Origin of the sequence: Cellulomonas sp. PhB150, assembly GCF_003755175.1 — a bacterium.
In the GTDB taxonomy this organism is placed as follows: Bacteria; Actinomycetota; Actinomycetes; order Actinomycetales; family Cellulomonadaceae; genus Cellulomonas.
In genome coordinates this window covers 631993-656789 of record NZ_RKHX01000001.1, presented here as the reverse complement: position 1 = coordinate 656789, position 24797 = coordinate 631993, and the positions used below count along the sequence as shown (strand labels likewise).

Annotated in this window: 27 protein-coding genes, 3 tRNA genes, 1 other RNA gene and 1 riboswitch; of the genes, 17 read left to right on the top strand and 14 right to left on the bottom strand. The window is 73.0% G+C overall.

Annotated features, from left to right (window positions below):
* Positions 1 to 4: 4 nt before the first annotated feature.
* Positions 5 to 2260, top strand: a complete 2256-nt coding sequence (locus EDF34_RS03185; RefSeq protein ID WP_123369892.1) for a glycoside hydrolase family 3 protein — start codon at positions 5 to 7, stop codon at positions 2258 to 2260.
* Between the two features lie 59 nt (positions 2261 to 2319).
* Here EDF34_RS03185 and EDF34_RS03180 read toward each other — a convergent pair.
* Together EDF34_RS03180 and EDF34_RS03175 are read right to left on the bottom strand one after the other, a co-directional pair.
* Positions 2320 to 2392: transfer RNA gene (locus EDF34_RS03180), tRNA-Asn, on the bottom strand.
* Between the two features lie 55 nt (positions 2393 to 2447).
* Positions 2448 to 2960, bottom strand: coding sequence for a hypothetical protein (locus EDF34_RS03175; protein WP_123369891.1), 513 nt, complete (start codon positions 2958 to 2960; stop codon positions 2448 to 2450).
* Positions 2961 to 3065: 105 nt separating this feature from the next.
* Here EDF34_RS03175 and EDF34_RS03170 point away from each other — a divergent pair, with 105 nt between their 5' ends.
* Positions 3066 to 3863 carry a DUF1206 domain-containing protein gene (locus EDF34_RS03170; protein ID WP_123369890.1) on the top strand — a complete coding sequence of 266 codons (798 nt, stop codon included), beginning with the start codon at positions 3066 to 3068 and terminating at the stop codon, positions 3861 to 3863.
* Positions 3864 to 3867: 4 nt separating this feature from the next.
* On the opposite strand, the gene EDF34_RS03165 is transcribed toward EDF34_RS03170, so the two are convergent.
* A complete protein-coding gene (locus tag EDF34_RS03165) occupies positions 3868 to 4527 on the bottom strand; it encodes a DUF4190 domain-containing protein (protein ID WP_123369889.1) in 660 nt (219 codons plus the stop codon).
* Positions 4528 to 4681: 154 nt separating this feature from the next.
* Here EDF34_RS03165 and EDF34_RS03160 point away from each other — a divergent pair, with 154 nt between their 5' ends.
* Positions 4682 to 4891, top strand: coding sequence for a three-helix bundle dimerization domain-containing protein (locus tag EDF34_RS03160; protein WP_123369888.1), 210 nt, complete (start codon positions 4682 to 4684; stop codon positions 4889 to 4891).
* A 35-nt stretch (positions 4892 to 4926) separates the two neighbouring features.
* On the opposite strand, the gene EDF34_RS03155 is transcribed toward EDF34_RS03160, so the two are convergent.
* Positions 4927 to 6105, bottom strand: a complete 1179-nt coding sequence (locus EDF34_RS03155; protein ID WP_123369887.1) for an RtcB family protein — start codon at positions 6103 to 6105, stop codon at positions 4927 to 4929.
* A gap of 90 nt (positions 6106 to 6195) precedes the next feature.
* On the opposite strand from EDF34_RS03155, the gene EDF34_RS17490 reads away from it, so the two are divergent.
* Complete coding sequence (locus EDF34_RS17490) at positions 6196 to 6354, top strand: hypothetical protein (protein WP_158615031.1); 159 nt, start codon at positions 6196 to 6198, stop codon at positions 6352 to 6354.
* Between the two features lie 17 nt (positions 6355 to 6371).
* On the opposite strand, the gene EDF34_RS03150 is transcribed toward EDF34_RS17490, so the two are convergent.
* A tRNA-Ile gene (locus EDF34_RS03150) sits at positions 6372 to 6445 on the bottom strand.
* Positions 6446 to 6631: 186 nt separating this feature from the next.
* Positions 6632 to 6706: riboswitch (cyclic di-GMP riboswitch) on the top strand.
* A 16-nt stretch (positions 6707 to 6722) separates the two neighbouring features.
* Here EDF34_RS03150 and EDF34_RS03145 point away from each other — a divergent pair.
* The 3 genes from EDF34_RS03145 (at position 6723) to EDF34_RS03135 (ending at position 8167) form a co-directional block, all read left to right on the top strand.
* Positions 6723 to 6941: a BldC family transcriptional regulator gene (locus EDF34_RS03145; RefSeq protein ID WP_118768600.1), complete on the top strand. Its 219-nt coding sequence runs from the start codon at positions 6723 to 6725 to the stop codon at positions 6939 to 6941.
* 98 nt (positions 6942 to 7039) lie between these two features.
* A complete protein-coding gene (gene def, locus EDF34_RS03140) occupies positions 7040 to 7528 on the top strand; it encodes a peptide deformylase (RefSeq protein ID WP_123369886.1) in 489 nt (162 codons plus the stop codon).
* A gap of 138 nt (positions 7529 to 7666) precedes the next feature.
* Positions 7667 to 8167, top strand: a complete 501-nt coding sequence (locus tag EDF34_RS03135; RefSeq protein ID WP_123369885.1) for a DUF3145 domain-containing protein — start codon at positions 7667 to 7669, stop codon at positions 8165 to 8167.
* A 95-nt stretch (positions 8168 to 8262) separates the two neighbouring features.
* On the opposite strand, the gene EDF34_RS03130 is transcribed toward EDF34_RS03135, so the two are convergent.
* From EDF34_RS03130 to EDF34_RS03110, 5 genes are all read right to left on the bottom strand, one after another.
* Positions 8263 to 9507 carry a beta-ketoacyl synthase gene (locus EDF34_RS03130; RefSeq protein WP_123369884.1) on the bottom strand — a complete coding sequence of 415 codons (1245 nt, stop codon included), beginning with the start codon at positions 9505 to 9507 and terminating at the stop codon, positions 8263 to 8265.
* A gap of 79 nt (positions 9508 to 9586) precedes the next feature.
* A complete protein-coding gene (locus EDF34_RS03125; protein ID WP_118768597.1) occupies positions 9587 to 9838 on the bottom strand; it encodes an acyl carrier protein in 252 nt (83 codons plus the stop codon).
* 72 nt (positions 9839 to 9910) lie between these two features.
* Complete coding sequence (locus EDF34_RS03120; RefSeq protein ID WP_123369883.1) at positions 9911 to 10915, bottom strand: beta-ketoacyl-ACP synthase III; 1005 nt, start codon at positions 10913 to 10915, stop codon at positions 9911 to 9913.
* On the bottom strand, positions 10912 to 11895 hold the full coding sequence (locus tag EDF34_RS03115) for an ACP S-malonyltransferase (RefSeq protein ID WP_123369882.1): 984 nt from the start codon (positions 11893 to 11895) through the stop codon (positions 10912 to 10914). Before EDF34_RS03115 ends, EDF34_RS03120 begins: the two co-directional genes overlap by 4 nt.
* A gap of 78 nt (positions 11896 to 11973) precedes the next feature.
* Entirely contained in the window at positions 11974 to 13239 is a 1266-nt protein-coding gene (locus tag EDF34_RS03110) for a CdaR family transcriptional regulator (protein ID WP_123369881.1), read from the bottom strand.
* Between the two features lie 101 nt (positions 13240 to 13340).
* Between EDF34_RS03110 and EDF34_RS03105 the strand changes: the two genes are divergently transcribed.
* Entirely contained in the window at positions 13341 to 14030 is a 690-nt protein-coding gene (locus EDF34_RS03105) for a hypothetical protein (RefSeq protein WP_233575158.1), read from the top strand.
* 100 nt (positions 14031 to 14130) lie between these two features.
* On the opposite strand, the gene aceE is transcribed toward EDF34_RS03105, so the two are convergent.
* A complete protein-coding gene (gene aceE / locus EDF34_RS03100) occupies positions 14131 to 16875 on the bottom strand; it encodes a pyruvate dehydrogenase (acetyl-transferring), homodimeric type (RefSeq protein ID WP_123369879.1) in 2745 nt (914 codons plus the stop codon).
* Positions 16876 to 17191: 316 nt separating this feature from the next.
* Between aceE and EDF34_RS03095 the strand changes: the two genes are divergently transcribed.
* From EDF34_RS03095 to EDF34_RS03065, 7 genes are all read left to right on the top strand, one after another.
* On the top strand, positions 17192 to 17614 hold the full coding sequence (locus tag EDF34_RS03095) for a DUF3052 domain-containing protein (protein ID WP_123369878.1): 423 nt from the start codon (positions 17192 to 17194) through the stop codon (positions 17612 to 17614).
* Positions 17615 to 17621: 7 nt separating this feature from the next.
* Complete coding sequence (locus EDF34_RS03090) at positions 17622 to 18083, top strand: peroxiredoxin (protein ID WP_123369877.1); 462 nt, start codon at positions 17622 to 17624, stop codon at positions 18081 to 18083.
* A gap of 52 nt (positions 18084 to 18135) precedes the next feature.
* Positions 18136 to 18209, top strand: a tRNA-Val gene (locus EDF34_RS03085).
* Positions 18210 to 18254: 45 nt separating this feature from the next.
* Complete coding sequence (locus tag EDF34_RS03080) at positions 18255 to 19124, top strand: MOSC domain-containing protein (RefSeq protein ID WP_233575157.1); 870 nt, start codon at positions 18255 to 18257, stop codon at positions 19122 to 19124.
* Positions 19125 to 19307: 183 nt separating this feature from the next.
* Complete coding sequence (locus EDF34_RS03075; RefSeq protein ID WP_123369876.1) at positions 19308 to 20174, top strand: Nif3-like dinuclear metal center hexameric protein; 867 nt, start codon at positions 19308 to 19310, stop codon at positions 20172 to 20174.
* Entirely contained in the window at positions 20171 to 20911 is a 741-nt protein-coding gene (locus EDF34_RS03070) for a zinc ribbon domain-containing protein (protein WP_123369875.1), read from the top strand. The genes EDF34_RS03075 and EDF34_RS03070 overlap by 4 nt, the downstream gene beginning before the upstream one ends.
* A gap of 46 nt (positions 20912 to 20957) precedes the next feature.
* Positions 20958 to 21671, top strand: coding sequence for a histidine phosphatase family protein (locus tag EDF34_RS03065; protein WP_123369874.1), 714 nt, complete (start codon positions 20958 to 20960; stop codon positions 21669 to 21671).
* Here the strand turns inward: EDF34_RS03065 and EDF34_RS03060 are convergent.
* Both EDF34_RS03060 and EDF34_RS03055 read right to left on the bottom strand, forming a co-directional pair.
* On the bottom strand, positions 21668 to 22837 hold the full coding sequence (locus EDF34_RS03060) for an SLC13 family permease (protein WP_123369873.1): 1170 nt from the start codon (positions 22835 to 22837) through the stop codon (positions 21668 to 21670). The genes EDF34_RS03065 and EDF34_RS03060 overlap by 4 nt on opposite strands.
* Positions 22834 to 23613, bottom strand: coding sequence for a YaaA family protein (locus EDF34_RS03055; protein ID WP_123369872.1), 780 nt, complete (start codon positions 23611 to 23613; stop codon positions 22834 to 22836). The genes EDF34_RS03060 and EDF34_RS03055 overlap by 4 nt, the downstream gene beginning before the upstream one ends.
* 50 nt (positions 23614 to 23663) lie before the next feature.
* Between EDF34_RS03055 and EDF34_RS03050 the strand changes: the two genes are divergently transcribed.
* On the top strand, positions 23664 to 24044 hold the full coding sequence (locus EDF34_RS03050; RefSeq protein WP_123370641.1) for a tautomerase family protein: 381 nt from the start codon (positions 23664 to 23666) through the stop codon (positions 24042 to 24044).
* Here the strand turns inward: EDF34_RS03050 and EDF34_RS03045 are convergent.
* On the bottom strand, positions 24026 to 24298 hold the full coding sequence (locus EDF34_RS03045) for a LuxR C-terminal-related transcriptional regulator (protein WP_123369871.1): 273 nt from the start codon (positions 24296 to 24298) through the stop codon (positions 24026 to 24028). The genes EDF34_RS03050 and EDF34_RS03045 overlap by 19 nt on opposite strands.
* A 59-nt stretch (positions 24299 to 24357) precedes the next feature.
* Here EDF34_RS03045 and rnpB point away from each other — a divergent pair.
* Positions 24358 to 24736, top strand: an RNA gene (rnpB, locus tag EDF34_RS03040) — RNase P RNA component class A.
* The last annotated feature ends 61 nt before the right edge of the window (positions 24737 to 24797 follow it).

The following is a 24797-nucleotide window of genomic DNA, read 5'->3' as shown; positions in this document are numbered from 1 at the left end:
AACCATGTCCACGACGACGACGTCGCGCCCACGTACCCGCCGGCACCGCCCACTGCGGAGAGCAGGAGGCGCCGCGTTCGCCGCGGCGCTCGCGCTGGGCGTCGTGGTGGCGCCGAGCGAAGCCACCTCCAGGGGCCACGAGCGGCAACCCGCGCTCTCGACCCGGTCCGTGCCGATCATCTCGGTGCACGGCCTGAAGTTCCGTGACCTCGACCGCAACGGCAGGCTGACCCCCTACGAGGACTGGCGGCTGTCGCCGTCGGCGAGGGCGCGAGACCTGCTCGGTCGCATGACGCTGGAGCAGAAGGCGGGCCTCATGGTGCACGGCACCCTGCCCGCCTCAGGCAGCGGCTACGACCCCGCGGGGACGACGACGCTCGTCGCCGACCGCAGCATCACGACGATGATCACGCGGCTGGCCGCCGATCCTGCCGCGATGGCCACCGCCAGCAACAGCGTGCAGGCGATCGCCGAGAACCAGCCGCTGGGGATCCCCGTCGTCATCTCGAGCGACCCCCGCAACGGCTTCTCCGTCACCGGCGGCCAGACCGTCGCGCGCGTCGGCACCACCGCCATGCCGGACGCCATCGGGCAGGGCGCGATCGGTGACGCCGCGACCATCCGCGAGCTGGGCGACATCGTGCGCGCCGAGTACCGCGCGGTCGGCATCACCGAGGCGCTCTCGCCGCAGGCCGACATCGCCACCGAGCCGCGCTGGACCCGCATCAACGGCACGTTCGGCTCGGACTCGGCGACCGTGAAGAAGCTCGTCAAGGCGTACGTCGCCGGGCTGCAGGAAGGCACGCACGGGCTGACCTCCGACAGCGTCGCCACCGTGACCAAGCACTGGGTCGGCTACGGCGCGCAGGAGAACGGCTTCGACAGCCACTACTACTACGGCCGGTACGCGACATTCCCGGGCAACAACTTCGCCGAGCACATCGTGCCGTTCACCGGCGCGTTCGCCGCGGACACCGCCGGCGTCATGCCGACGTACTCGATCCTCAAGGACCTCGTCTACCGGGGCACGGCGCTCCCGCAGGTGGGCGCGGGCTTCAGCTCGTTCCTACTGCAGGACCTCCTGCGCGGCCGGTACGGCTTCGACGGCGTCATCGTCTCGGACTGGGGCATCACGGGGGACTGCCCGACCGCGTGCCAGGAGAACCGGCCGCCCGCGTTCTTCGTCGGCCCGTGGGGCGTGGGCATGCCCTGGGGCGTGGAGGACAAGACCGTCCTGCAGCGCTTCGCCCTGACGATCAACGCCGGCGTCGACCAGGTCGGCGGCTCCGACGAGCCGAGCTACGTGGTCCAGGCGGTGGCCGACGGCCTCGTCACGCGAGCCCGGGTCGACGCCGCCGCGCGCCGCGTGCTCGTGCAGAAGTTCGAGCTCGGCCTCTTCGAGAGCCCGTTCGTGAGCCCGACGAAGGCCGCGTCGATCGCAGGCAACGCGGCGTTCGCCAGGGTCGGTGACGCCGCCCAGGCCGCGTCGCTCACGCTGCTCAGCAACGCCGGGGACCTGCTCCCGGCCGCACCGGCCGACCACGCGAACGTCTACCTCTCGGGCGTGAGCCCGGACGCCGCGACGGCCGCCGGCTACACCGTCGTCACCGACCTCGCAGACGCCGACCTGGCTGTCGTGCGCCTCAGCGACCCGCGCGGCGGCCCGGACCTCACGGACCTGGACTTCGCGGGCACCGAGCCGGACTACACCGCCTTCCAGGCGGCCGTGGACTCCGGCGTCCCGACCGTGGCGGTGCCGAAGCTCGACCGTCCGCTCGTGCTCGGCAACGTCGTCGACCGGGCCGGCGCGGTGCTGGCCAACTACGGGGTCTCCGACGAGGTCCTCCTCCAGACGATCGCCGGCGAGCGTCGCCCGGGTGGCTCGCTGCCGTTCGAGCTGCCGTCCTCGATGGCGGCCGTCGAGGCTCAGCTGGCCGACGTGGCCGACGACTCGGTCGACCCGCTCTTCCCGGCGGGGTTCGGTCTCGAGTACGCGGCTCCGACGATCGACCAGCTGCGGGGGACGCTCGCGGACCTGCGAGCAGCCGGTGACGTGAGCCGCTCGGCGGCCCGCGCGCTCGATGCCCGACTCGCCTCCGTCGAGCGGTCGCTGGACCGGGGCCGCGAGCAGCAGGCGGTCCGTGGTCTGGAGCAGTTCGTCCGGACGGTGGAGACGTGGTCCGGCGGACGGCACGTCTCGGTCGCGGCGGGGGACCGCCTGGTCGGCGACGCCCAGACGCTGATCGCGTCCCTGCGCTGAGGACCGCATGAGAAAGGGCCTCTGACCGGCGTTTCCGCGGGTCAGAGGCCCTTCGTGTGCTCCCCCGACTGGACTCGAACCAGTAACCCTTCGATTAACAGTCGAATGCTCTGCCAATTGAGCTACGGGGGATCGCAGCGGGGAAAACTCTAGCAGCCTGAGAGGGGTGCCTCGGACGCGACGTGCGTCACCGGGGCAGGCCGGCCGCGTCGCGGACCGCGTCCTCGGCAGCGTCGACCAGCGCGGCGACCGCGGGGTCGGCGAGGTCGACGTCGGTGTCGGCCAGCACCTGGCTGAACAGCTCGCCGTCCTCGTCGCGGCGCAGCGCGACCCGCGCCCGTCGGCCGTCCGGGAGCGCGACGCTCGTGGTGTGCACGACGGACTGCTGGACCCGCTCGCGGAACGTCTGGCTGAAGGTCACCGAGGCGCGGTCCTCCGCGAACGTCAGGCGGGTCGTCGCCCCCCAGACCCAGCGGATGCTGAGCGTGCGCGTCGCGGCGTCGAGGGTGCCGTTGTCCACGTCGGCCCACGGCGTGCGAGTCACGTCGTCGGGCGACACGACGTGCAGCGCGAGGCGCGAGGCGACGGCGCGGCGACCGTCGGCCAGATCGACCGTCACGAGGGCGCGGTCCCCGCTCCGCAGCTCGAGGCGGGCGCGATCGGAGGCCGTCAGACGACGGTTGCGGGGCGAGACGGGCACGGCCCCACGGTACCCGCGCTCGCTCGGCGGACGTGCTCCGGTCGCGGAGCGGCGCGACCCCTGCCACGATCGGCGCCGACACCCGACGACGAAGGGCACGGATCGATGACGGCTGGGACGACGAGCGGCACGGCGCAGCGCGGCTGGGAGCTGACGGCACGGCTGGGCTACGTGATCAACGGCGTGCTGCACATCCTGATCGGCGTGATCGCCCTCCAGATCGCCTTCGGCGGGGAGAAGACGAACGCGGACCAGTCCGGCGCGCTCAGCACGATCTCCGAGACGCCGTTCGGCGGGTTCATCCTGTGGGCCTCCGTGGTCGCGTTCGTCGCGCTGGGGCTGTGGCAGCTCGCGGTCGCGTTCCGCAAGCAGCCGTCGAGCCAGGGCTCGGGCACGAAGGACCGCCTCGAGGCCGGCCTGCGCGCCGTCATCTACCTCGCGCTGGCAGTCACCGTCTTCTCGTTCGCCAGCGGGAGCGGCAAGTCGAGCTCCAAGCAGACGACCGACGCGACCGAGTCGCTCATGTCCGCACCGGGTGGCCGCTTCCTCGTCGGGCTGCTGGGTGCGGCCGTCGTCGTCGGGGGCGTCATCTACGCGCTCAAGGGCCTGCGCAAGAAGTTCCTCGAGGACCTGCACTCGCTGCCGTCCGGCACCGCGGGCGTGACCGCGCGGCGCCTCGGCGTCTTCGGCTACACGGCGAAGGGTGTGGCGCTGGCCATCGTCGGCGGCCTGTTCGTCCTCGCGGCCGTCAAGGCCGACCCGGACAAGGCCAAGGGCCTGGACGGTGCGCTGCACACGCTGCGCGACCAGCCGGCCGGCGTGTGGCTGCTCGCGATCGTCGGCGTCGGCTTCATCGCCTACGGCATCTACTCGTTCGCGCGCTCGAAGTACGGCAAGCTCTGAGCGATCAGCTCGCGGGGACCACGCTCCCGTCGAGGACAGAGCCGGACACGTCCCCGTCGGTGAAGATGATGACGCAGGCCGAGGTGTCAGGGCTGTCGAGCCTCAGCGGGATCGCGTCCGCCCGGTACGCGGGGATCTCGGGCACGTCGGCGGCGTGGTCCGCGACCTGGCGGCGGCACTCCTCCCTAGCCGCGTCCGAGCCGAGCTCTCCGGTGTACGTGCCCACGACCTCCAGGACGTGAGGCACGGAGCAGTCGACCGTCGATGCTCCGCCTCCGGTGCCGGCGACCGAGGCCGCGCACGTCCCCGGGGCGAACGGTCCCGCGGCGGGAACGCTCTCGACGACGGTCCCGACCGAGACGTCGTCCGTCCCGGTGCTCAGTCCGGCGACGAGCAGGATGGCCAACGGGACCTCGACCACCAGCCTCACGGCTCCGATGACGATGGCGGCGACAGCCAGCCCGTCGCCGCGCGTCCCGTCCCGGCGGATCTGACGACGGGCGACGATGCCGATGATGAGGCCGGCGAGGCCCGAGAAGAAGGCGACGACGAGGGCGGCGATCGCCAGCCCGCTCATCGGGGGCTGCGCGGGCGCCTTTCGGTCGGCGAGGCCGATCGGCGCACCGAGCCCGGGACCGAGCGTCGGGTCGCTGGGTGCGGTCATCGTGTCCCCCTGAGCTGACGACGGTCTGGCTCGACCACTCTGGCACGGACCTGCTGCCGGCGGAGGGGCTTCGCGGATCCGATCGTCGGGCACGGCACCGAGTGTTCACCCGCCGTCCGTTGACCGCCGTGCCCCCGCCGCGGATGCTCGGCCCATGCCGATCGAGGACGAGGACAAGGCGATCGCCGAGGTGGTCGACCGCGTGACGGAGAAGTTCCCCGACGTCGAGCCCGCGGTGGTCCGCGAGACCGTCGACGCCAAGCTGGACGGGTTCGACGGGGCCGTCGTGCGGGACTTCGTCCCGGTGCTCGTCGAGCACGAGGCCGCCGACGAGCTCCGCGGGGTCGAGGCCGACGACGCCTGACGCCGGCCGGGGGAGTACCCCGACCGGCGCCGACGTCAGTCGCCCTTGACGTTCACGATCTGGCGCAGCGTGTGCCGGACCTCGACGAGGTCCGCCGCGTCCGCCATCACCTGGTCGATGTCCTTGTACGCGGCCGGGATCTCGTCGATGAACGCGTCGGTGTCCCGGTACTCGATGCCGGCCATCGCCTCGCGCAGCTGCTCGCGGGTGAACATCCGACGCGCCGCCGACCGCGAGTGGCTGCGCCCGGCACCGTGCGGCGAGGAGTCGAGCGAGAGCTTGTCGCCCTTGCCGACCACCACGTACGACGCCGTCCCCATCGATCCGGGGATCAGCCCGGGCCGGCCGCGATCAGCCTGGATCGCACCCTTGCGGGACACCCACACCTTCTTCTTGAAGTGGGTCTCCTGCTCGGTGAAGTTGTGGTGGCAGTTGATCCGCTCCTGCTCGTCGACCGCGACGCCCATGTGGGCGGTGACGGCGTCCACGACGCGGTCCATCATCTCCTCGCGGTTGAGCAGCGCGAAGTCCTGGGCCCACCGCAGCTCGCGCACGTAGGTCCAGAACTCGTCGGTGCCCTCGACGAGGTAGGCGAGGTCCGGGTCGGGCAGCGCGATCCACCACCGCTTGCACAGCTCGGCCGCGACGGCGATGTGGTGCTGGGCGATCTTGTTGCCCACGCCCCGCGAGCCCGAGTGCAGGAACAGCCACACCGCGCCGGCCTCGTCGACGGTCACCTCGATGAAGTGGTTCCCGGAGCCGAGCGTGCCGAGCTGCAGCCGCCAGTTCGCCGCGTAGGACGCGGGCTCGAAGCGCGCCCACTCGGCCTTCGCCTCGAGCTCGGCGACCCGCGCCGCTGCCGACTCGGTGAGCGTCTCGTTGTAGACGCCCGCCGAGAGCGGGACGGCCGCCTCGATGGCCTCACGCAGGGTGGTGAGCGAGCCCGCGGCGCGGAACTCGTCCTCGGTCCACTGCGTGCGCACGGCGATCATCCCGCAGCCGATGTCCACGCCGACGGCCGCGGGGATGATCGCGCCGAGGGTGGGGATGACGGAGCCGACCGTCGCGCCCTTGCCCAGGTGGGCGTCGGGCATGAGGGCCAGGTGCGGGTAGATGAACGGCATGGTGGCCGTCGCGACCGCCTGGTCACGGGTGCTGGGCTCGAGGATGGTGGCCCAGCTGATGAGGTTCTTGCTGAGGTGCGTGCGGGTCATGGTGGGGGATCCTGACAGCGCAGGCGGTGGCCGACCGACGGATTTTCGGTTTCGGGCCCGCGCCGGTCCGGGCGTCGCTACAGTCGCCGCATGGCGAACCCCTTGGTCCCGACGGCCCTCGACGTGGTCTTCATGATCCTCTGGCTCGTGGTGCCGGTCGGGATCGTGATCGGGGTCGCTCTTCTGGTCCGCCGAAGGAGCGCTCGCCGGACGACGTCGCCGGAGGGTGACGCGCTGACCCGGCTCTGACCTGCGACGACGCTCGGTGGGGCAGGTGGGGCTTGAACCCACGACCCACGGATTATGAGTCCGCTGCTCTGACCGGCTGAGCTACTGCCCCGATGAGTGGCCAGGTTACGGCAATGTGGCTCTGACCTGGGAGGCGATCCCGAGGTAGTCGCCGCGGGCAGCGGACCGCGTCCGATCCGCCCGATACCTGTCGGTTCGATTTCACCCGTTTGCGAGCGAATCGGACGCGCACGCTTGTTGCACAAGTGTCCAGTTTCGGGCATAGTTCCCTCTTGTCAGCGACAAAGGGCAAACCCGCCGCAAGGTGGGGACGCAAAGCCACGGGGCCTACACGGTCAGCCGAGCTACCGAACGACAGGAGATCCATCATGGCGATCAACACCACCGAGGCCCCCCTCTCGCAGGGTGCACTTCTCACGCCCGGCGAGGTTGCCGTGCTCTTCCGCGTCGACCCGAAGACGGTCACGCGCTGGGCCCAGGCCGGCAAGCTCTCGGCCGTCCGCACCCTCGGCGGCCACCGCCGTTTCCACGAGGCCGAGGTGCGTCAGCTCCTCACCGGCGTCCCGCAGCAGCGCGCGGGGGAGTGACCTCACAGCTTTCCCTCGAAGGGCCGGTGACGCAGTCGTCACCGGCCCTTCGTGCGTTCGGTACCAGGTGAGGCGACCCGTCATGGGAGGATCGGGACATGGCCATGCGTGAGATCAGGACCGTCGGTGACCCCGTCCTGCGTACCCCTTGCGACCCGATCACGACGATCGACGCGCGCGTGCGCTCCCTCGTCGAGGACCTGCTCGAGACCGTCGACCACGACGGCCGCGCCGGGCTTGCCGCCAACCAGATCGGCGTCGGCCTGCGCGCCTTCTCGTGGAACATCGACGACGAGATCGGCTACGTGCTCAACCCGGTGATCGTCGACGTCTCCGAGGAGGAGTACCAGGACGGCGACGAGGGCTGCCTCTCGGTCCCCGGCCTCTGGTACCCGACGCGTCGAGCCTGGTACGCCCGGGTCGTCGGCACGGACCTGGACGGCAAGGAGGTGGTCGTCGAGGGGACCGAGCTCATGGCCCGGTGCCTCCAGCACGAGGTCGACCACCTCGACGGGATGCTCTACCTGGACCGCCTCGACCGGTCGGTGCGCAAGAAGGCGATGCGCGCGATCCGCGAGCAGCTCTGAGCGCTACGGGCGTGTCACTGGTCCTGGCGGCATTCGTCGGGCACACTGTCACCAGCACGCCGCGAGACCGTGCGAACTCCCGCAGTCGGGACGAGGTCGTTGGGGAAGACGAACCTCGAGCCGATACAGGAGGACGCCATGGCAGGTCCGATGACCCGCGGTGTACTTTTCGTGCACTCTGCGCCCCGAGCGCTGTGCCCCCACATCGAGTGGGCGGCGGGCAACGTCGTGGGCGGACGCGTCGCGTTCGACTGGACCGAGCAGCCCGCCGGGCCGTCGTTCTTCCGCGCCGAGCACTCCTGGCAGGGCGAGCCCGGCACCGGCGCGCGCCTCGCGTCCGCGCTGCGCGGGTGGGCCCACCTGCGCTACGAGGTCACCGAGGAGGCCAGCCGCGGCGTCGACGGCTCGCGCTGGAGCCACACCCCGGAGCTGGGCATCTTCCACGCCGCGACCGACGTGCACGGCAACGTCGTCGTCCCCGAGGACCGCATCCGCGCGGCCCTGGAGCACGCCGGCGACCCCGTGCGCCTGCGCACCGAGCTCGACCTCGCGCTCGGGCAGGCCTGGGACGACGAGCTGGAGCCGTTCCGCTACGCCGGCGCCGGCGCGCCCGTGCGGTGGCTGCACCGGGTCGGCTGAGACCCGCACGCACCTCGTCGGCGGAGGGGCCGACGACAGACGAGAGCCCCGCAACCCGGACGTGCCGGGGGCGGGGCTCTCGCCTGCGCGCGACGTCAGGCCGAGGTGACCACCAGGGCCACGTTGTGGCCGCCGAAGCCGAACGAGTTGTTGATCGCCGCGATGTCGCCGTCGGGCAGCGCGCGCGGCTTGTCGCGGACCAGGTCGAGAACCAGCTCGGGGTCCGGGCTGTCCACGTTGATCGTCGGGGGCGCCTGGCGGTCGTGCAGGGCCAGGACCGTGAAGATCGTCTCGAGCGCACCGGCGCCGCCCAGCAGGTGGCCCGTCATCGACTTGGTTGCCGACAGCGCGACGTGGTCGGAGTCCTCGCCGAGCACGCCCCGCACGGAGCGGGCCTCGATGAGGTCGCCGACGACGGTCGACGTCGCGTGCGCGTTGACGTGGACGACGTCGGTCGCCGCGACCCCGGACTCGGCCAGTGCGGCGTTCATCGCCCGGATCTGGCCGTCGCCCGAGGGCTCGGGGGAGGTGATGTGGTAGCCGTCGGCCGAGAGGCCGACGCCGGCGATGCGGCCGTAGACGCGGGCCCCGCGGGCGGCGGCGTGCGCGGCGCTCTCGAGGACGACGACGCCGGCGCCCTCGCCGATGACGAAGCCGTCGCGCTCGGTGTCGTAGGGGCGCGAGGCGGCCGTCGGGTCGTCGTTGCGCAGCGAGAGCGTGCGCGAGGCGGCGAACGCGGCGATGGGCATCGGGTGGATCGTGGCCTCGGTGCCACCGGCGATGACGACGTCGGCGCGGCCGGTGCGGATCATCTCGACGCCGTAGCCGATGGCCTCGGCGCCCGAGGCGCACGCGGAGACGAGCGCGTGCGCGCCGGCCTTGGCGCCGAACTCCAGCGAGACGTACGCGCTGGGGGAGTTCGGCATGAGCATGGGCACGGTCATGGGCAGGATGCGGCGGGCGCCCTTCTCCCGCAGCGTGTCCCAGCCGTCGAGCGTGGTCCAGATGCCGCCGATGCCAGACGACACCACGGCGCCGAGCCGCTCGCCGTCGACCTCGGGGGAGCCCGCGTCGGCCCACGCCTCGCGCGCGGCGATGATCGCGTACTGCGCGGACGGGTCCATGCGCTTCATCTCGGGGCGCGGCAGGACCTCCTCCGGCTTGACCTTGATGGTCGCGGCGAAGGTCACGGGCAGCCCGTACTTCTCCACCCAGTCGTTCTCGAAGGGGCGTGCCCCGGACTCGCCGGCGAGGGCCGCGGCCCAGGTGGTGGGTGCGTCACCGCCGAGCGGCGTGGTGGCGCCCAGTCCTGTGACGACGACGTCGATCGGGTGGCTCATCGGTGCTCCTGGTCGGCGGGGGGAGATGCTGGGCACGTCCCCGGGTGGTGGTCCCGGGGACGTGCCCGGTGCGGCAGCGTCAGGCCTTCGACGCGCCGGCGATGAACGAGACGGCGTCGCCGACCGTGACGAGGTTCTTGACCTCGTCGTCGGGGATGCGCACGTCGAACTTCTCCTCGGCGAGGGTGACGATCGTCATCATCGACAGCGAGTCGATGTCCAGGTCGTCCGTGAACGACTTCTCGGGCAGGACGGAGTCCGTCGGCAGGCCGGTCTCCTCGCTGACGATCTCGGCCAGGCCGGCCAGGATCTCCTGCTCGCTGTGCGCCATGGGGGTCTCTCCTCGGTAGGGGTGTGATGCGGGGATGTGTCGGACGAACGGTACAGCGCCCGTGCAGGGGTGCTACGGGAGGACGACGACCTGGGCGGCGTAGACCAGCCCCGCGCCGAAGCCGATCTGCAGCGCGAGCGCGCCGCTGGACACCTGGCCCTCGCGCAGGAGGCGCTCGGTGGCCAGGGGGATGGAGGCGGCCGACGTGTTGCCGGTGTCGACGATGTCGCGCGCGACCACGACGGAGTCGGGCAGCTTGAGCGTCTTGACCATCTGGTCGATGATCCGGTTGTTGGCCTGGTGCGGGATGAACGCCTCGATCTGGTCCGCGGTCACGCCAGCGGCGTCGAGCGCCTTCTGGGCGACCGGGGCCATCTGCCAGACGGCCCACTTGAAGACCGACTGGCCCTCCTGGCGCAGCGTCGGCCAGCCGGCGCCCTCGTCGCGCGTGGCCAGCCAGGAGTGCGTCTGGCGGATGGCCTGGGCCTGCGAGCCGTCCGAGCCCCAGATGGTCGGGCCGATGCCGGGTGTGTCGGAGGGGCCGATGACGACCGCTCCGGCGCCGTCGCCCAGCAGGAAGGAGATGGAGCGGTCGGCCGGGTCGACGAACTCGCTCATCTTCTCCGCGCCGATGACCAGCACGTTGCGGGCGTTGCCGGACCGGACCAGCGCGTCGGCCTGCCCGATGCCGTAGCAGTAGCCGGCGCACGCGGCCGAGATGTCGAACGCGGCGGCCGGGGTGGCGCCGATGCGGTCCGCGATGATCGCGGCGCCCGCGGGCGTCTGGTGGAAGTAGGTGACCGTCGAGAGGATCACGGCGTCGATGTCCGCACCGGTCAGGCCCGCGTTCTCGATGGCCTCGCGCGCTGCGGCCTCGGCCAGGTCCAGCACCGAGGTCTCGGCACCGGCCCGACGGCGGGTGACGATCCCGGTGCGCTGGCGGATCCACTCGTCCGAGGAGTCGATCGGCCCGACGAGGTCGTCGTTCGGGACGACGTTCTCGCCGCGGACCCCGCCCAGCCCGAGGATCCGGGTGTGCGCGGGGCCGGTGGCCTGGGTCAGGGTGGGACGCGTCACGACGACTGCTCCTGGGGGCTCGCGAGGGTGGACGTGCCGGCGTGCCGGCGCACGAGGTCGCGCGCGGCATCCAGGTCGGCGGGGGTCTTGACGGCGACCGTCTCGACCCCGGGCAGCGTACGCCGGGCCAGTCCGGTGAGCACACCGCCGGGGGCCACCTCGAGCAGGCCCGTGACGCCGAGCTCGAGCAGCTGTGCCTGGCACAGGTCCCAGCGCACGGGGTTGGCGACCTGCGCGACGATGAGGTCGAGCGCCTGGTCACCGCCCGCGACGACCGAGCCGTCGCGGTTGGTCAGGAGGGCGAGCGCGGGCACCTGCGGCGTCAGGCCCGCGGCGGCGTCGCGCAGCTCGGAGACGGCCGGGGCCATGTGCTCGGTGTGGAACGCGCCCGCGACCTGCAGCGGGACGACGCGGGTGCGCGCCGGGGGAGCGGCGGCGAACGCCGCGATGGCCTCGAGGGTGCCGGCGGCGACGACCTGGCCGCCCCCGTTGACGTTGGCGGGCACGAGCCCGTGCTGCTCGAGCGCGGCCAGCACCTCGTCGGGGTCGCCACCGAGGACGGCGGCCATGCCCGTCGGCGTGACGGCGGCGGCCCGTGCCATGGCGGCACCGCGGACCGCGACGAGCGCGAGAGCCTCGTCGTCGGTCAGGAGACCGGCGACCGCCGCGGCGGCGAGCTCGCCGACGGAGTGGCCCGCGGCGACGTCGACCTGGCCGGCGACCGCTGCGCCCAGCGGGGCGTCGGCGTCCAGCTCCAGCACGGCGCGCAGGCTCGCGAGCGCCGACGCGACGAGCAGCGGCTGGGCCACCGCGGTGTCCCGGATGGTCTCGGCGTCCGACGTGGTGCCGTGGGCGACCAGGTCGAGGCCGGTGACCTCCGACGCGCGGCCGAGCGAGGCCGCGAAGGCGGGCAGCTCCAGCCAGGGAGCGAGCATGCCGGGGGACTGGGCACCCTGGCCGGGGCAGGCGACGACGAGCACCTGACAACTGTGCCTGCCCGCTCGCGGCCGACCCGGTCACGGCACGCACCAACCTTGTCGGGCGCCCTTGTGCGTGTCCTACAAAGCGCTCGGCGCGCTCGCGTCCAGCCTGCCCACCGCGAGAGCGGTCTGCAGGACGTAGGACTCGCGGGCGTCCAGCGGGTCCCACCCGGTCACGTCCGCCACCCGCTTGAGGCGGTAGCGCACGGTGTTGGGGTGCACGTAGAGCGTGCGCGCTGCGGCCTCGAGCGAGCGCCCGGTGCCGAGGTAGGCGGACAGCGTCTCGAGCAGGGAGCCCTGGCTCGCGGCCAGCGGCGTGAACGCCTGGGCGATGAGCGTGCGGCGGGCGGCGGTGTCCCCGACGAGGACGCGCTCGGGGAGCAGGTCGTCGGCCATCACCGGCCGCGGCGCCTGCTCCCACGCGGCGGCAGCGGCCAGCCCGGAGAGCGCGGCCCGCGCCGAGCGCGCGCTGTCGGACAGGTCCTGCACCTCGGGCCCGAGCACGACCGGGCCCGGGCCGAACCGGGGCAGCAGCGAGACCGCCGCGGCCCGCAGGTCGCCCACGCCGCCGAGGAACACGACGAGGCGGTCGCCCTGGATCCCGACGAGCGCGTCGTCGGCCGCCCGGCGGGTGGCCCGGCGCAGGTCCGAGGCGCGGACCTCGTCGAGCGTGGAGGCCGTGGTCCCGACCATGACCAGCGTCGACCCCCGCCCGCTCCAACCGAGCGCGGCGACGCGCGAGCGCATCGCGTCGTCGACGTCGCCGCGCACGAGCGCGTCGACGACGAGCGCCTCGAGGCGGGCGTCCCACGCGCCGCGGACCTCGGCCGCGCGGGCGTAGACCTCGGCGGCGGAGAATGCGACCTCGCGCGAGTAGCGCAGCACGGCCTCGCGCAGCTCGCGCTCCTCGCCGGGCGCGGCGAGGCGGTCGGAGTGCGTCTCGACGACGTCCACGACGACGCGGACCAGCTGGAGCGTGTGCTGCAGGGAGATCGACCGGGTCAGCTCGGGCGGCGCGGCGCCGAAGATGTCGCCGACACCGTGCGGCGGGCGGGTCGGGTCCGCGTACCAGGTGACGAACGCCGTGATGCCCGCCTGCGCGACCAGGCCGACCCAGGAGCGGTCCTCGGCCGGCAGCGTGCGGTACCAGTCGAGATCCTCGTCGAGGCGGCGCATCGCGGCCGCCGCGAGCAGTCCCGCGCCGTCGCGCACCCGGCGCTGGGTCTCCGGGCCGCCGTGCGCGGGGACCACCGGGCGGCGCGCCGTCACCGACCGCTGCCTGCCTGCTGTGCCTCCGGTGCCTCCGGCGGTCGCCGCGGACGGCGTGGTGGAAGAGCTGGGCATGGGGCGAGCATAGGGGCGAGGTTGTGGGAAGTCGACAAACTGTGATCCGTGGCGCTCCCGGTCGCCGGGTGCCTTCGGCGACCAGCGGCTAGGGTCGCTGCATGGCTCTACTGCCCCGGTTGCGACAGCTCATGCGCCGTCCCACGTCTGCGTCGACCGTTGGCGCGCGTCGGCCGACGAGCGCTGCCCGACGTGGCGACACGCTCCACGAGGACGCGCTGCGCTCCATGCTCAGCGACGACCCCAACAACGAGCGGGCGTTCGCGGCCCTGGCGGAGATCGTGCGGCGACGCGCTGCCGACTCCAGCCACGACGACGATCCCCTGACGGCCGAGGGCGTCGACGAGAGCGAGCGCGAGCGCGCGGCGGACCTGGCCGTGTGGGCGCTCGGCGAGGAGCTCGCGGGCAACCCCCGCGCGTGGTTCCCCCTCATCGAGGTGGCCCGGCTCTCCGTGCGGGACGACCACGAGGGCACGTTGCGACGCCTGCGCACCGCTGCGGAGCGCGACCCCTCGGGCCGCGCCCTCGTCGAGGCGCTCGCCCTGCTGCGCGAGGCCGGCGCGCCGGTCGACGCCCTCGGGCTCGGCGTCGGCCACTGGCACCCCAAGGACCACGACCCCGAGGTCGCCCGGCAGCTCGTCCTGGCCTCGATCGAGGCCGGTCGCCCGCTCGAGGCCAAGCAGCACATCGCCGCGCTCGACCACTACACGGACCAGAAGGCGGTCCAAGCGCTGCGTGACGAGCTCGTGCGCGAGGTGGCCCACGCGGAGCAGACGATCCCGGGCACCTGACGGGGCCCTCGACCGGGCGCCTGATCGGGCGCGCCGCACCCGGAAACGACGAAGGGCGCCTCCCGCGACGGGAGGCGCCCTTCGTGCTGTCAGCAGGCGATCAGCTCTCGCCGCCCGCGTTGCCGGACGTGCCGGCGGTGACGTCGTGCAGGCGGTACCGCTCGATGGCCTGTGCGGGCACCTCGGGGGCGACCGCACCGGAGCGGGCGAGCTGCTGCAGCACGCGCACCACGGTCGACGGGCCGTCGATCTTGAAGTGACGGCGCGCGGCGGCGCGGGTGTCGGAGAAGCCGAACCCGTCGGCACCGAGCGTCGCGTACGTGCCGGGGATCCACGCGCGCACCTGGTCGGCGACCAGGTGGTCGTAGTCCGTCGTCGCGACGAACGGGCCCTCGGCACCGGCGAGCTTGGTCGTCAGGTACGCCTCGCGCGGCTCCTCGCCCGGGTGCAGGTAGGCCTGCCTGTCGGCAGCCAGGCCGTCGCGACGCAGCTCGTTCCAGCTCGTCACGGACCAGACCGCGGCGCGCACGCCCCAGTCGTCGGCCAGCAGCTGCTGGGCCTCGAGCGCCCACGGCACCGCGACACCCGACGCGAGGATCTGGGCGCGCGGCCCGTCGCCCTCGGCCGGTGCGACGAGGTGGATGCCGCGCAGGATGCCCTCGACGTCAACGCCCTCCGGCTCGGCCGGCTGGACGATCGGCTCGTTGTAGACGGTCAGGTAGTAGATGACGTCGCGGTCACGGTCGTGACCCTCGCCGTACATCCGCTCGATGCCGTCGCGGACGATGTGGCGCAGCTCGTAGCCGTACGCCGCGTCGTAGTGCACGACGTGCGACATCGTGCCGGCGAGCAGCGGGGAGTGGCCGTCGGCGTGCTGCAGGCCCTCGCCCGTCAGCGTGGTGCGGCCGGCGGTGGCACCGATGAGGAACCCGCGCGCCATCTGGTCCCCGGCGGCCCAGAACTGGTCGCCGGTGCGCTGGAACCCGAACATCGAGTAGTAGAAGTAGAACGGGATCAGCGGCTCGCCGTGCGTCGCGTAGGACGTGCCGACGGCCTGGAACGCCGACGCCGACCCGGCCTCGTTGATGCCGGTGTGCATGATCTGCCCCGACTCGGACTCCTTGTAGCTCAGCATGAGCTCGCGGTCCACGGCGAGGTAGTTCTGCCCGAGCGTGTTGAAGATCTTCGCGCTCGGGAAGATCGAGTCCAGGCCGAACGTGCGCGCCTCGTCGGGGATGATCGGGACCAGGCGGTGGCCGAAGTCCTTGTCCTTGACGAGGTCCTTGAACAGGCGCACGAGCGCCATCGTCGTGGCGACCTCCTGGTGCCCCGAGCCCTTGGCCAGTCCCTCGTACACCTTGTCGCCCGGGAGGGTCAGCGCGGTGTGCGTGGTGCGGCGCTCGGGCACGAACCCGCCGAGCTGGCGGCGGCGCTCCAGCATGTACTGGATGGCCTCGTCCTCGGGGCCCGGGTGGAAGTACGGCGGGACGTACGGGTTCTCGTCGATCTGCTCGTCCGTGATCGGGATGTGCAGCGAGTCGCGCAGCGTCTTGAGGTCGTCGCTCTTGAGCTTCTTCATCTGGTGCGTGGCGTTGCGCCCGGCGAAGCCGGAGCCCAGGCCGTAGCCCTTGATGGTGTGGGCCAGGATGACGGTCGGCTGGCCCGTGTGCTCGCGCGCGGACTTGTAGGCCGCGTAGATCTTGCGGTAGTCGTGGCCGCCGCGCTTGAGGGCCCAGATCTCGTCGTCGGTCATCTTCTCGACGAGCTGCTTGGTGCGCGGGTCGCGCCCGAAGAAGTGCTCGCGGATGAACGCGCCGTTCTCGGCCCGGTAGGTCTGGAAGTCACCGTCGGGCGTGCTGTTCATCAGGTTGACCAGCGAGCGGTCCTTGTCGGCGTTGAGCAGGGTGTCCCACTCGCGGCCCCAGATCACCTTGATGACGTTCCAGCCCGCGCCACGGAACTGCGCCTCGAGCTCCTGGATGATCTTGCCGTTGCCGCGGACCGGGCCGTCGAGGCGCTGCAGGTTGCAGTTCACGACGAAGGTCAGGTTGTCCAGACCCTGCTGGCCGGCCAGCTGCAGCATGCCGCGCGACTCGGGCTCGTCCATCTCGCCGTCGCCGAGGAAGGCCCACACGTCCTGCTGGCTCGTGTCCTTGATGCCGCGCAGGTGCAGGTAGCGGTTGGTCCACGCCTGGTAGATCGCGCTCGACGGGCCGAGACCCATCGAGACGGTCGGGAACTCCCACAGGTCCGGCGCGAGGCGCGGGTGCGGGTAGGACGGCAGGCCGCCACCCGGGTGCGAGAGCTCCTGGCGGAAGCCGTCGAGCTGGTGCTCGGACAGGCGACCCTCGAGGAACGCGCGGGCGTACACGCCGGGGGAGGCGTGGCCCTGGAAGTAGACCTGGTCGCCGCCGCCGGGGTGGTCCTTGCCGCGGAAGAAGTGGTTGAGCCCCACCTCGGTCAGCGTCGCGACCGACGCGTAGGACGAGATGTGCCCGCCGACCCCGATGCCGGGGCGCTGCGCGCGCGTGACCATGACGGCCGCGTTCCAGCGGTTCCACGAGCGGTAGCGCCGCTCGATGACCTCGTCGCCGGGGAAGTACGGCTCGTTGTGCACCGCGATGGTGTTGACGTACGGCGTGTTGAGCGACGCCGGGATGGCGACGTTCCGCTCACGCGCGTGGCGGAGCATGCTCATGAGCACGTAGCGCGCCCGCGGGCCGCCCTTGTCGTCGATGAGCCCGTCGAGCGACTCGACCCACTCGCCCGTCTCTTCGGGATCGATGTCCGGTACCTGGCTGAGCAGGCCGCCGATGAGCGGTCCTGTCTCGTCGATCGAAGCCACCAGTGCTCCTCGCCTCTCGTCCGCGCGCGAGCCCTTGTCGGCGTCGGCGCACATCGTCGGCCCGGCCGGGCGGGCGTGGCGCGTGGTTGCGCCTGCTCACCGAGCGGGGTAGTCGACCCATTCTCGGACCCCGCGGGCCCGAAAGTCACTTTGGGTACCGGATACGGACCGTGACGTGCGTGACACCCGTTCGCGGGACGGACACCTGCGCCCACTTGCCAGGGCCCCGCGGGATGCGGTGGGCTACGGTGTGCGGACATCAGGAGGCGGCCGTCCACTACATACCGGTCGTCGTGACGAAGGGATCGGTCGGGACGTGGCAGACAGTGCGGACGGCGTCGCCTCGCAGGCGGCAGGCCGTCTGGAGCTCACCGCTGGACAGGTGATCCAGGAGTTCGGGTACGACGACGACGTCGACGACGACCTGCGCGCGGCGGTCGAGGCCATCACCACCACCGAGCTGGTCGACGAGGACTACGACGACGTCACCGACGGCGCGATCATCTGGTTCCGCGAGGACGACGGCGACCTGACCGACTACCTCGTCGACGCGCTCACGGTGCTCGACGACAACGGGCCGATCTGGGTCTTCACGCCGAAGTCCGGGCGCGGCGGGCACGTCTCGCACAGCGACATCGAGGAGGCCGCGACCACGTCGGGCCTGCACGCGATGACGACGTTCTCGATCGCCGCCGACTGGTCCGCGACGCGCCTGGCGACCCGCGGGCGCGGCAAGTGAGCGTCCTGTGAGTCCCGAGGTCGGCGACGTCGCCCCCGACTTCTCCCTGACCGACACGCACGGCACGCCCGTCACGCTGGCTGGTCTGCGCGGCGGTCCGGTCGCGATCGTGTTCGTGCCGTTCGCGTTCTCGGGCACCTGCACGGGCGAGCTGTGCGAGCTGCGCGACAACATCGCCGCGTTCGAGGACGCCGGCGTGCACCTGCTGGTCATCTCCTGCGACCCCTCGCACGCGCTGCGCGCGTGGGCCGAGCACGAGAACTACGCGTTCGACCTCCTCTCCGACTTCTGGCCGCACGGTGAGACGTCGAAGGCCTACGGGGTCTTCGACGAGGACCGCGGCTACGCCCGGCGCGGCTCGTTCCTGATCGATGCCGAGGGCGTCGTGGTGTGGTCCGTGGTGAGCGAGTCGGGCGCGGCCCGACCGCTGTCCGCCTACAAGGAGGCGTTGGCGACGCTCGTCGCCTGACGCCGCCGGTAGGCTGTGCGCCCGTCGTCGGCCCGCTTTCCTGGCCGACGAGGGGCCTGTAGCTCAGCTGGTCAGAGCGCCGCGCTTACACCGCGGAGGTCGCCGGTTCGAAACCGGCCGGGCCCACCCTGAGCACGCGACGACGCGAGCCCCTGCCGATCCGGAGTCGCCGTGAACGCCCACGTCAGCCGCCTGACGGTCTACCCCGTCAAGTCGTTCGCCGGCCACGTCGTCGACGCGGTCGACGTCGGCATCGCCGGCCCCGCGGGCGACCGTCGCTGGATGGTGGTCGACGAGGCCGGCACGACGCTGACGGCGCGCAAGTTCCCGCGCATGCTCTCGGCCACTGCCGAGCCGCTGCCCGACGGCGTGCGGCTCGGGTCCACCGACCTGGGGCCGCTCGACGTGGCCACGCCGGTCGGCGGCCGCACGCTCGAGGTCACGATGTCGCGGATCCCCACGGTCACGGACGCGGGCGACGACGCGGCCGGCTGGGTGTCGGAGCTCGTCGGGCGCACGGCGCGGCTGGCGTGGCTCGACGAACCCGCGCGCCGCGGGATGTCCGACAAGCACGGCGGCACGCTCGCCGACCCGCTCGCGCTGACCGACACCGGCCCGATCCACCTGTTCACGGCGGGGTCGCTGCGGCAGATGGACGCGTGGGCGGCGCAGGCGCACGACGAGGCCGTCGCGACCGCCCTGGCGCAGGGCAACCCGGCGCCCGCGGCGTTCCAGCCCCTGGACGTCCGGCGGTTCCGACCGAACGTCGTCGTCGAGGGCGACCTCGAGCCGTTCGTCGAGGACGGCTGGCACCGGATCACGCTCGGCGACGTCGAGCTGCGGTTCGCGGACCACTGCGGGCGCTGCGTCATGACGACGGTCGACCCGGACACGTACGCGAAGGGCCGCGAGCCGCTGCGCTCCCTGGCCCGGCACCGCCGCTGGGACGGCGAGGTCTGGTTCGGCATCCAGGCCGTCCCGGTCCGCCCGGGCCGCCTCGCGGTCGGCGACCCGGTCGCCGCCACCACCCGCGCTGAGTAGCGCCGGGCCACCGCAGCCTGTCCTGGTCCCGGCCCGGTCCGGCCGGGTCCGCCCGAGGGTTCCCTGTCGGTGTGCGGATGGGTGTGCGACACGCAGCACCGTGCGCGGCGTGTCGCACACCCATCCGCACACCCACGGGTTCACACCGGCGATCGGGCGCCCGCGGCCGGTAGCGTGCGGAGCGTGAGTACTCCGCGCCTGGCCGACGTCGTGCACGTGCTCGAGCGGCGGTACCCGCCCGCCACCGCGGAGTCGTGGGACGCCGTGGGGCTGGTGGTGGGTGACCCGGCCGACGAGGTCCGCAAGGTGCTGTTCGCGGTGGATCCCGTCGCGGCGGTGGTCGACGAGGCGCTCGCGTGGGGCGCGGACCTCGTCGTGACGCACCACCCCCTGCTGCTGCGCGGGGTGACCTCGGTGGGGGCGGACACGTTCAAGGGCGCGCTCGTCCACCGGCTGATCCGGGGCGGGGTCGGGCTGTACGCGGCGCACACCAACGCGGACGCAGCCGTCGGCGGCGTGGCTGACGCGTTGGCCCTGGCCATCGGGCTCGTCGACACGACTCCGCTGGTCGCGGCCGACGAGGGCGGCGAGACCGGGATCGGGCGCGTCGGGGTCCTGCGCGAGCCGGTGTCGCTGCGTGACTTCGCCGCCCGGGTCGCAGCGGCGGTCCCCGCGACCGCCCAGGGCGTGCGCTTCGCGGGTGACCCGGACGGGATCGTCGGGCGCGTCGCGGTCGTCGGCGGCTCGGGCGACTCGCTGTTCGACGCCGTGCGGGCCGCCGGGGTGGACGCCTACGTCACGGCGGACCTGCGCCACCACCCCGCCTCCGAGCTGCGCGAGCGCGCCGAGTTCGAGGCCGGCGCCGGGCCGAGCACCCCATACCTCGTCGACCTGGCCCACTTCGCCTCGGAGTGGCCGTGGCTGGAGCACGCTGCCCGGGACCTCGAGGCAGACCTGGCGGCGCTGGGCACTACGGTAGAGACCCGCGTCAGCACCTTGCGCACCGACCCCTGGACGGGGCGAGCCACCCCGCCGGAAGGATCCTCGTGACCACTGCCCCCGCTGCCGACCAGCGACGTCTGCTCGACGTCCAGGCCCTCGACACGCGCCTCGACCAGCTCGCGCACAAGCGCCGCACGCTGCCCGAGCTCGCGCGCCTCGCGGAGCTGGACTCGCAGCTGGACGACCTGCACACGGCGCTCGTCACCTCCCAGACCGCGGTCAGCGACCTGCGGCGCGAGGTGACCAAGGCGGAGGCCGACGTCGAGCAGGTGCGGTCGCGCGCCGCACGGGACCAGGCGCGCCTCGACTCCGGCCAGGGCAGCCCCAAGGACCTGCAGGCCATCCAGCACGAGCTCGAGACCCTCGCCCGCCGGCAGGGCGACCTCGAGGAGGTCGAGCTCGAGGTCATGGAGCGCCTCGAGGCGCACGAGACGGCGCTCGCCGAGGTCACGGTCGCGCACGACGCGCTCGTCGCCCGCAAGGCCGAGGTCGTCGCCGAGCGTGACGCCGCGTTCGCCGAGATCGACGCGGAGATCGCGACCGTCGGCGGCGAGCGCGCCGGCCAGGCGGACGGGCTCGACGCGGCACTGGTCACCCTGTACGAGCGGCTGCGCGGCCAGCTCGGCGGATCGGGCGCCGCGGCGCTGCGCGGACGGCGCTGCGAGGGCTGCCGCCTCGAGCTGAACCCGCTGGACCTGGACGTCATCAAGAAGAAGTCCGATGACACCGTCGTGCGCTGCGAGGAGTGCGGGCGGATCCTGGTCCGCCTTCCCGAGGGCGCCTGACGCCGCTCCGCTAGCGCGGTCGCCCGCGGGCGGCCAGGGTGGACCCATGAGCGATCCCGGCACCGGCCGCGCCCCGAAGCCCTCGGGCGCGGGCGTGCGGTTCGACTCCGAGCTGCCCGTCACGGTCGTCCTGGTCCGCCACGGGCAGACCACGATGACCGTCGCGGGCGGCTACTCCGGCTCCGGCGAGCCCGGCCCGCCGCTCGACGAGCACGGCCTCGCCCAGGCCCGCGCCGCGGCGGCGCTCGTCGACCGCGTCGGCCGCGACCTGTGGGGCGACATCGCCTACCCGAGCGAGGTCATCGCCTCGCCGATGGTCCGCACCCAGATGACGGGCGCGATCATCGCCGAGCGCCTGGGCCTCGAGGTGCGCACGGATGCGACCTTCCAGGAGGCCGACTTCGGCGAGTGGCAGGGGCTGACCGCCGGGCAGATCGAGGAGCGCTGGCCCGGCCGGCTGGAGCCGTGGCACACGCACGGTGACGTCGAGCCGCCGGGCGGCGAGTCGATCGCCCAGGTGGGGGACCGGCTGCGGCGCGGGCTCGACGAGCTGATCGAGGGCGGCACCGACCGGACCGTGGTCGTCGTGAGCCACGCCGTGGCGATCCGAGCGGCGCTCGGCGTCGCGATGGGCGCGCAGCCCTCCTCGTGGAGCCAGCTCCGCGTCGCGCCCGCCTCGGTCAGCATCATCCGGCTCTTCGCGGACAAGCGGCACGAGATCGCCGTCGTCGGCGTCCCCAGCGAGGGCTGGGGCAGCTAGACCAGCACGAGCGCGGCGACGGCCGCGACGACCACGAGCGGCGCGAGCAGCAGGCCCTGCACGACGATCGTCCGCGCGGGGACCGGCAGCATCACCTGACGGCAGCGGTGCCACCACAGCACGGTGGCGAGCGAGCCCCAGGGCGTGATGAGCGGGCCCGCGCCCGTGCCGATGAGCAGCGCCGCCACGCGGAGGGGCTCGGTCCCGGCGGTCGGCTCGAGCGCGAGGTAGGCCGGCAGGTTGTTGACCGCGTTCGACGCGAGCGCGCCCACGCCGGCCAGGCGCAGCAGGTCGCCGAACCCGTCCCCGCTGCCCGCCGCACGCGACAGCCACTCGCCGAGCCCGTGCGCGTGCGCGGTCGCCACGACCGCGAACAGGGCGGCGACGACCAGCAGCGTGCGCCACGGGACCAGGTCCTTCGCGGGAACGGGCAGCGCGCGGGTGCGCAGCACGGTGAGGGCGGTCAGGGCGGCCGCCGCCACGATCGCGGTCGGCGCGGGCGGTGCGCCGACGACGAAGGCCACGGCCATGGCGCCGACGACGACCGCCGTCACGACGAGCAGCCGCTGGTCCCGCACGGTGCGCGGCGGCGGCTGGTCGTACGTCCCGGCGAGCGCCGACCGGTCCCGCAGCGCCAGCACCCCGACCGTGACGACGATGGCGGCCAGCGCCGGTGCCCACATCAGCCCCAGGTAGCTCACATGCTGCGCGCGCAGCGTGTGGTCGGCGAGCAGGTTCGTCAGGTTGGACACCGGCAGCAGCAGCGAGGCTGTGTTCGCCAGCGCCAGCACGGCCAGCGCCCACGGCAGCGGGTTGCTGCGGGTCTGCCGGGCCAGGGCGATCACGACGGGCGTGAGCAGCACCGCCGTGGTGTCGAGCGAGAGCACCGCGGTGCTCAGCGTCGCGAGCACGACGACGAGCAGCCACAGCACCGCGCGTCGGCCGCCACCCACGCGCGCTGCCAGGCGCGCCGCCGCGTCGAAGAGCCCGGCGCCCGCGCACATCTCCGCGGTGATGGTCAGGGCCGCCACGAACAGCAGGATCGGCACGGTGCGCGAGGCCAGCTCGCGCGCGTCGTCGGCCGGGAGCCAGCCCGTGAGGACGACGACGAGGGTCACGACGACGCCGACGGCCCACCAGGGCACCTTCCGGCGCGGCGGGCTCATGCCACGACGAGGGACAGGACCCGCGCGCCGCGGCCCTTGCGGGGTGCGAGCTCGACCGCGAGCAGCTCGTCGCCCACGAGCTCGGCTGCCACGCGCGCGAGGTGCTCGGCGTCGGCCGGCACGCGGCCGCGGCGGGTCAGGAGGTGCCGGGTCAGGACGCCGCGCGTGTGCTTGGCGTGGTGGGAGACGACCGAGCGCACGCCGTCCAGCTCGCGCTCGACCCGGACCGTGACCCAGTCCGCGCTGCGCGGTGGCGTCCACGCGGCGAGGTAGGCGGCCGAGCGGCAGTCGACGACGAGCTGCCCGTCGGCCTGCGGGTCGAGCACCTCTGCCAGCGGCCCGCGCCACGCGGCCGCCAACGGGCCGATGCCCGGCAGGTCCGTGCCCATCGACAGTCGGTAGGCGGGCACGACGTCCTCGGGCGTCACGACCCCCCACAGCCCGGAGATGATCCGCACGTGCTCGGCCGCGCGCGCGCGGCCCGTCGGCGTCAGGCGGTCCAGGCCGGCCGCGCCGTACAGGACACCGGTGTAGACGTGCCGCGCCGGGCCTGCCGTGCCCTGGTGCAGGACGGTGTTGCGCGCCACCTCGTCGGCCAGCGACGCACCCACCCCGAGCAGCTCCAGTGCGTCGGGCCGCCCGCTGACCTCCGCGAGGGCGTCGACCACCTTGCGGCGCACGGGCGCGAGGGCCGGGAAGGACAGGGCGTCGACGTCGACCGGACGGCCGCGGCGGGGGGAGGTCTTGGCCTCCGACGGGGGCAGCATGACGAGCACGCCCCGACTGTAGGCTGCCGCGCGTCGCCGCTCGACCCGGGGGAGTGCTCATGGCGCAGGTGAAGATCTACGGCCGTCGCGACGTCTGGGCGCCCCGGCGTCCCGCGCTGTCGGACGCCATCCACGCCGCGCTGGTCGGGGCGTGGGGGCTGCCCGAGGAGAAGCGGTTCCAGCGGTTCCTGCTGCTCGACGCGGAGGACCTCGTCGCGCCGCGCTCGGAGCAGTACCTCGTGGTCGAGATCGTCTGCTTCACCGGGAGGTCGCCCCAGGCTCGTCGGGCGCTCCTGGCCGCCCTGTACGCCAACACGGCGGCCCTGGGGCTCGACGCGGACGACCTGGAGGTCGTCATCCTCGAGAGCCCGCCGCAGAACTGGGGGATCCGCGGCATGGCCGGCGACGAGCTGACGCTGGGCTACCGCGTCGACGTGTGATCGCGCTGCTGGACCACCTCGACGTCCTCGTCGTCCTCGATCGGGTCGTCGGCCAGCAGGCCGCGCTCCCGACCGACGCGCACCGCGGAGTCGCGGTCGTTCACCTCGAGCTTGCGGTAGATCGACCGGCACTGCGTCTTGACCGTGTTGCGGCTGACGAACAGCGACATCGCGATCTGGTTGAGGGTGACGGGCAGGGCGAGGTGGGCGAGGATCACACGCTCTCGCCGCGAGAGGTAGCTCGAAGTGTCCATGACCGTCGTTCGGAGCGGTCACCCCACCGGATGGGAGCAGATAGGCTCGTTCACGCGGATGAGTCAGTCAGGCGGCCGCGTCGAGCCCTCGGGCTCGCCGAGGAACGTCCGGGCTCCGTAGGGCAGGGTGGTGGGTAACACCCACCCGGGGTGACCCGCGGGACAGTGCCACAGAGAACAGACCGCCCCTCCGGCTCGCTGGAGGGGTAAGGGTGAAACGGTGGTGTAAGAGACCACCAGCGTGCCGGGCGACCGGTGCGGCTAGGTAAACCCCACCCGGAGCAAGGCCAGACAGGGAGCGTTCGAGGGCTGCCCGCCCGAGCTCCCGGGTAGGCCGCTGGAGGCGTGCGGCAACGTACGTCGTAGATGGATGGCCGTCACCCGCGCGGGGGCAACCTCGCGCGGGGACAGAACCCGGCGTATCGACTGACTCATCCGCCTCACTCACCCGTCCGCCCGCCGACGGCGGGTCGCACGCGGTAAGCCGTCGCGCCGTCCG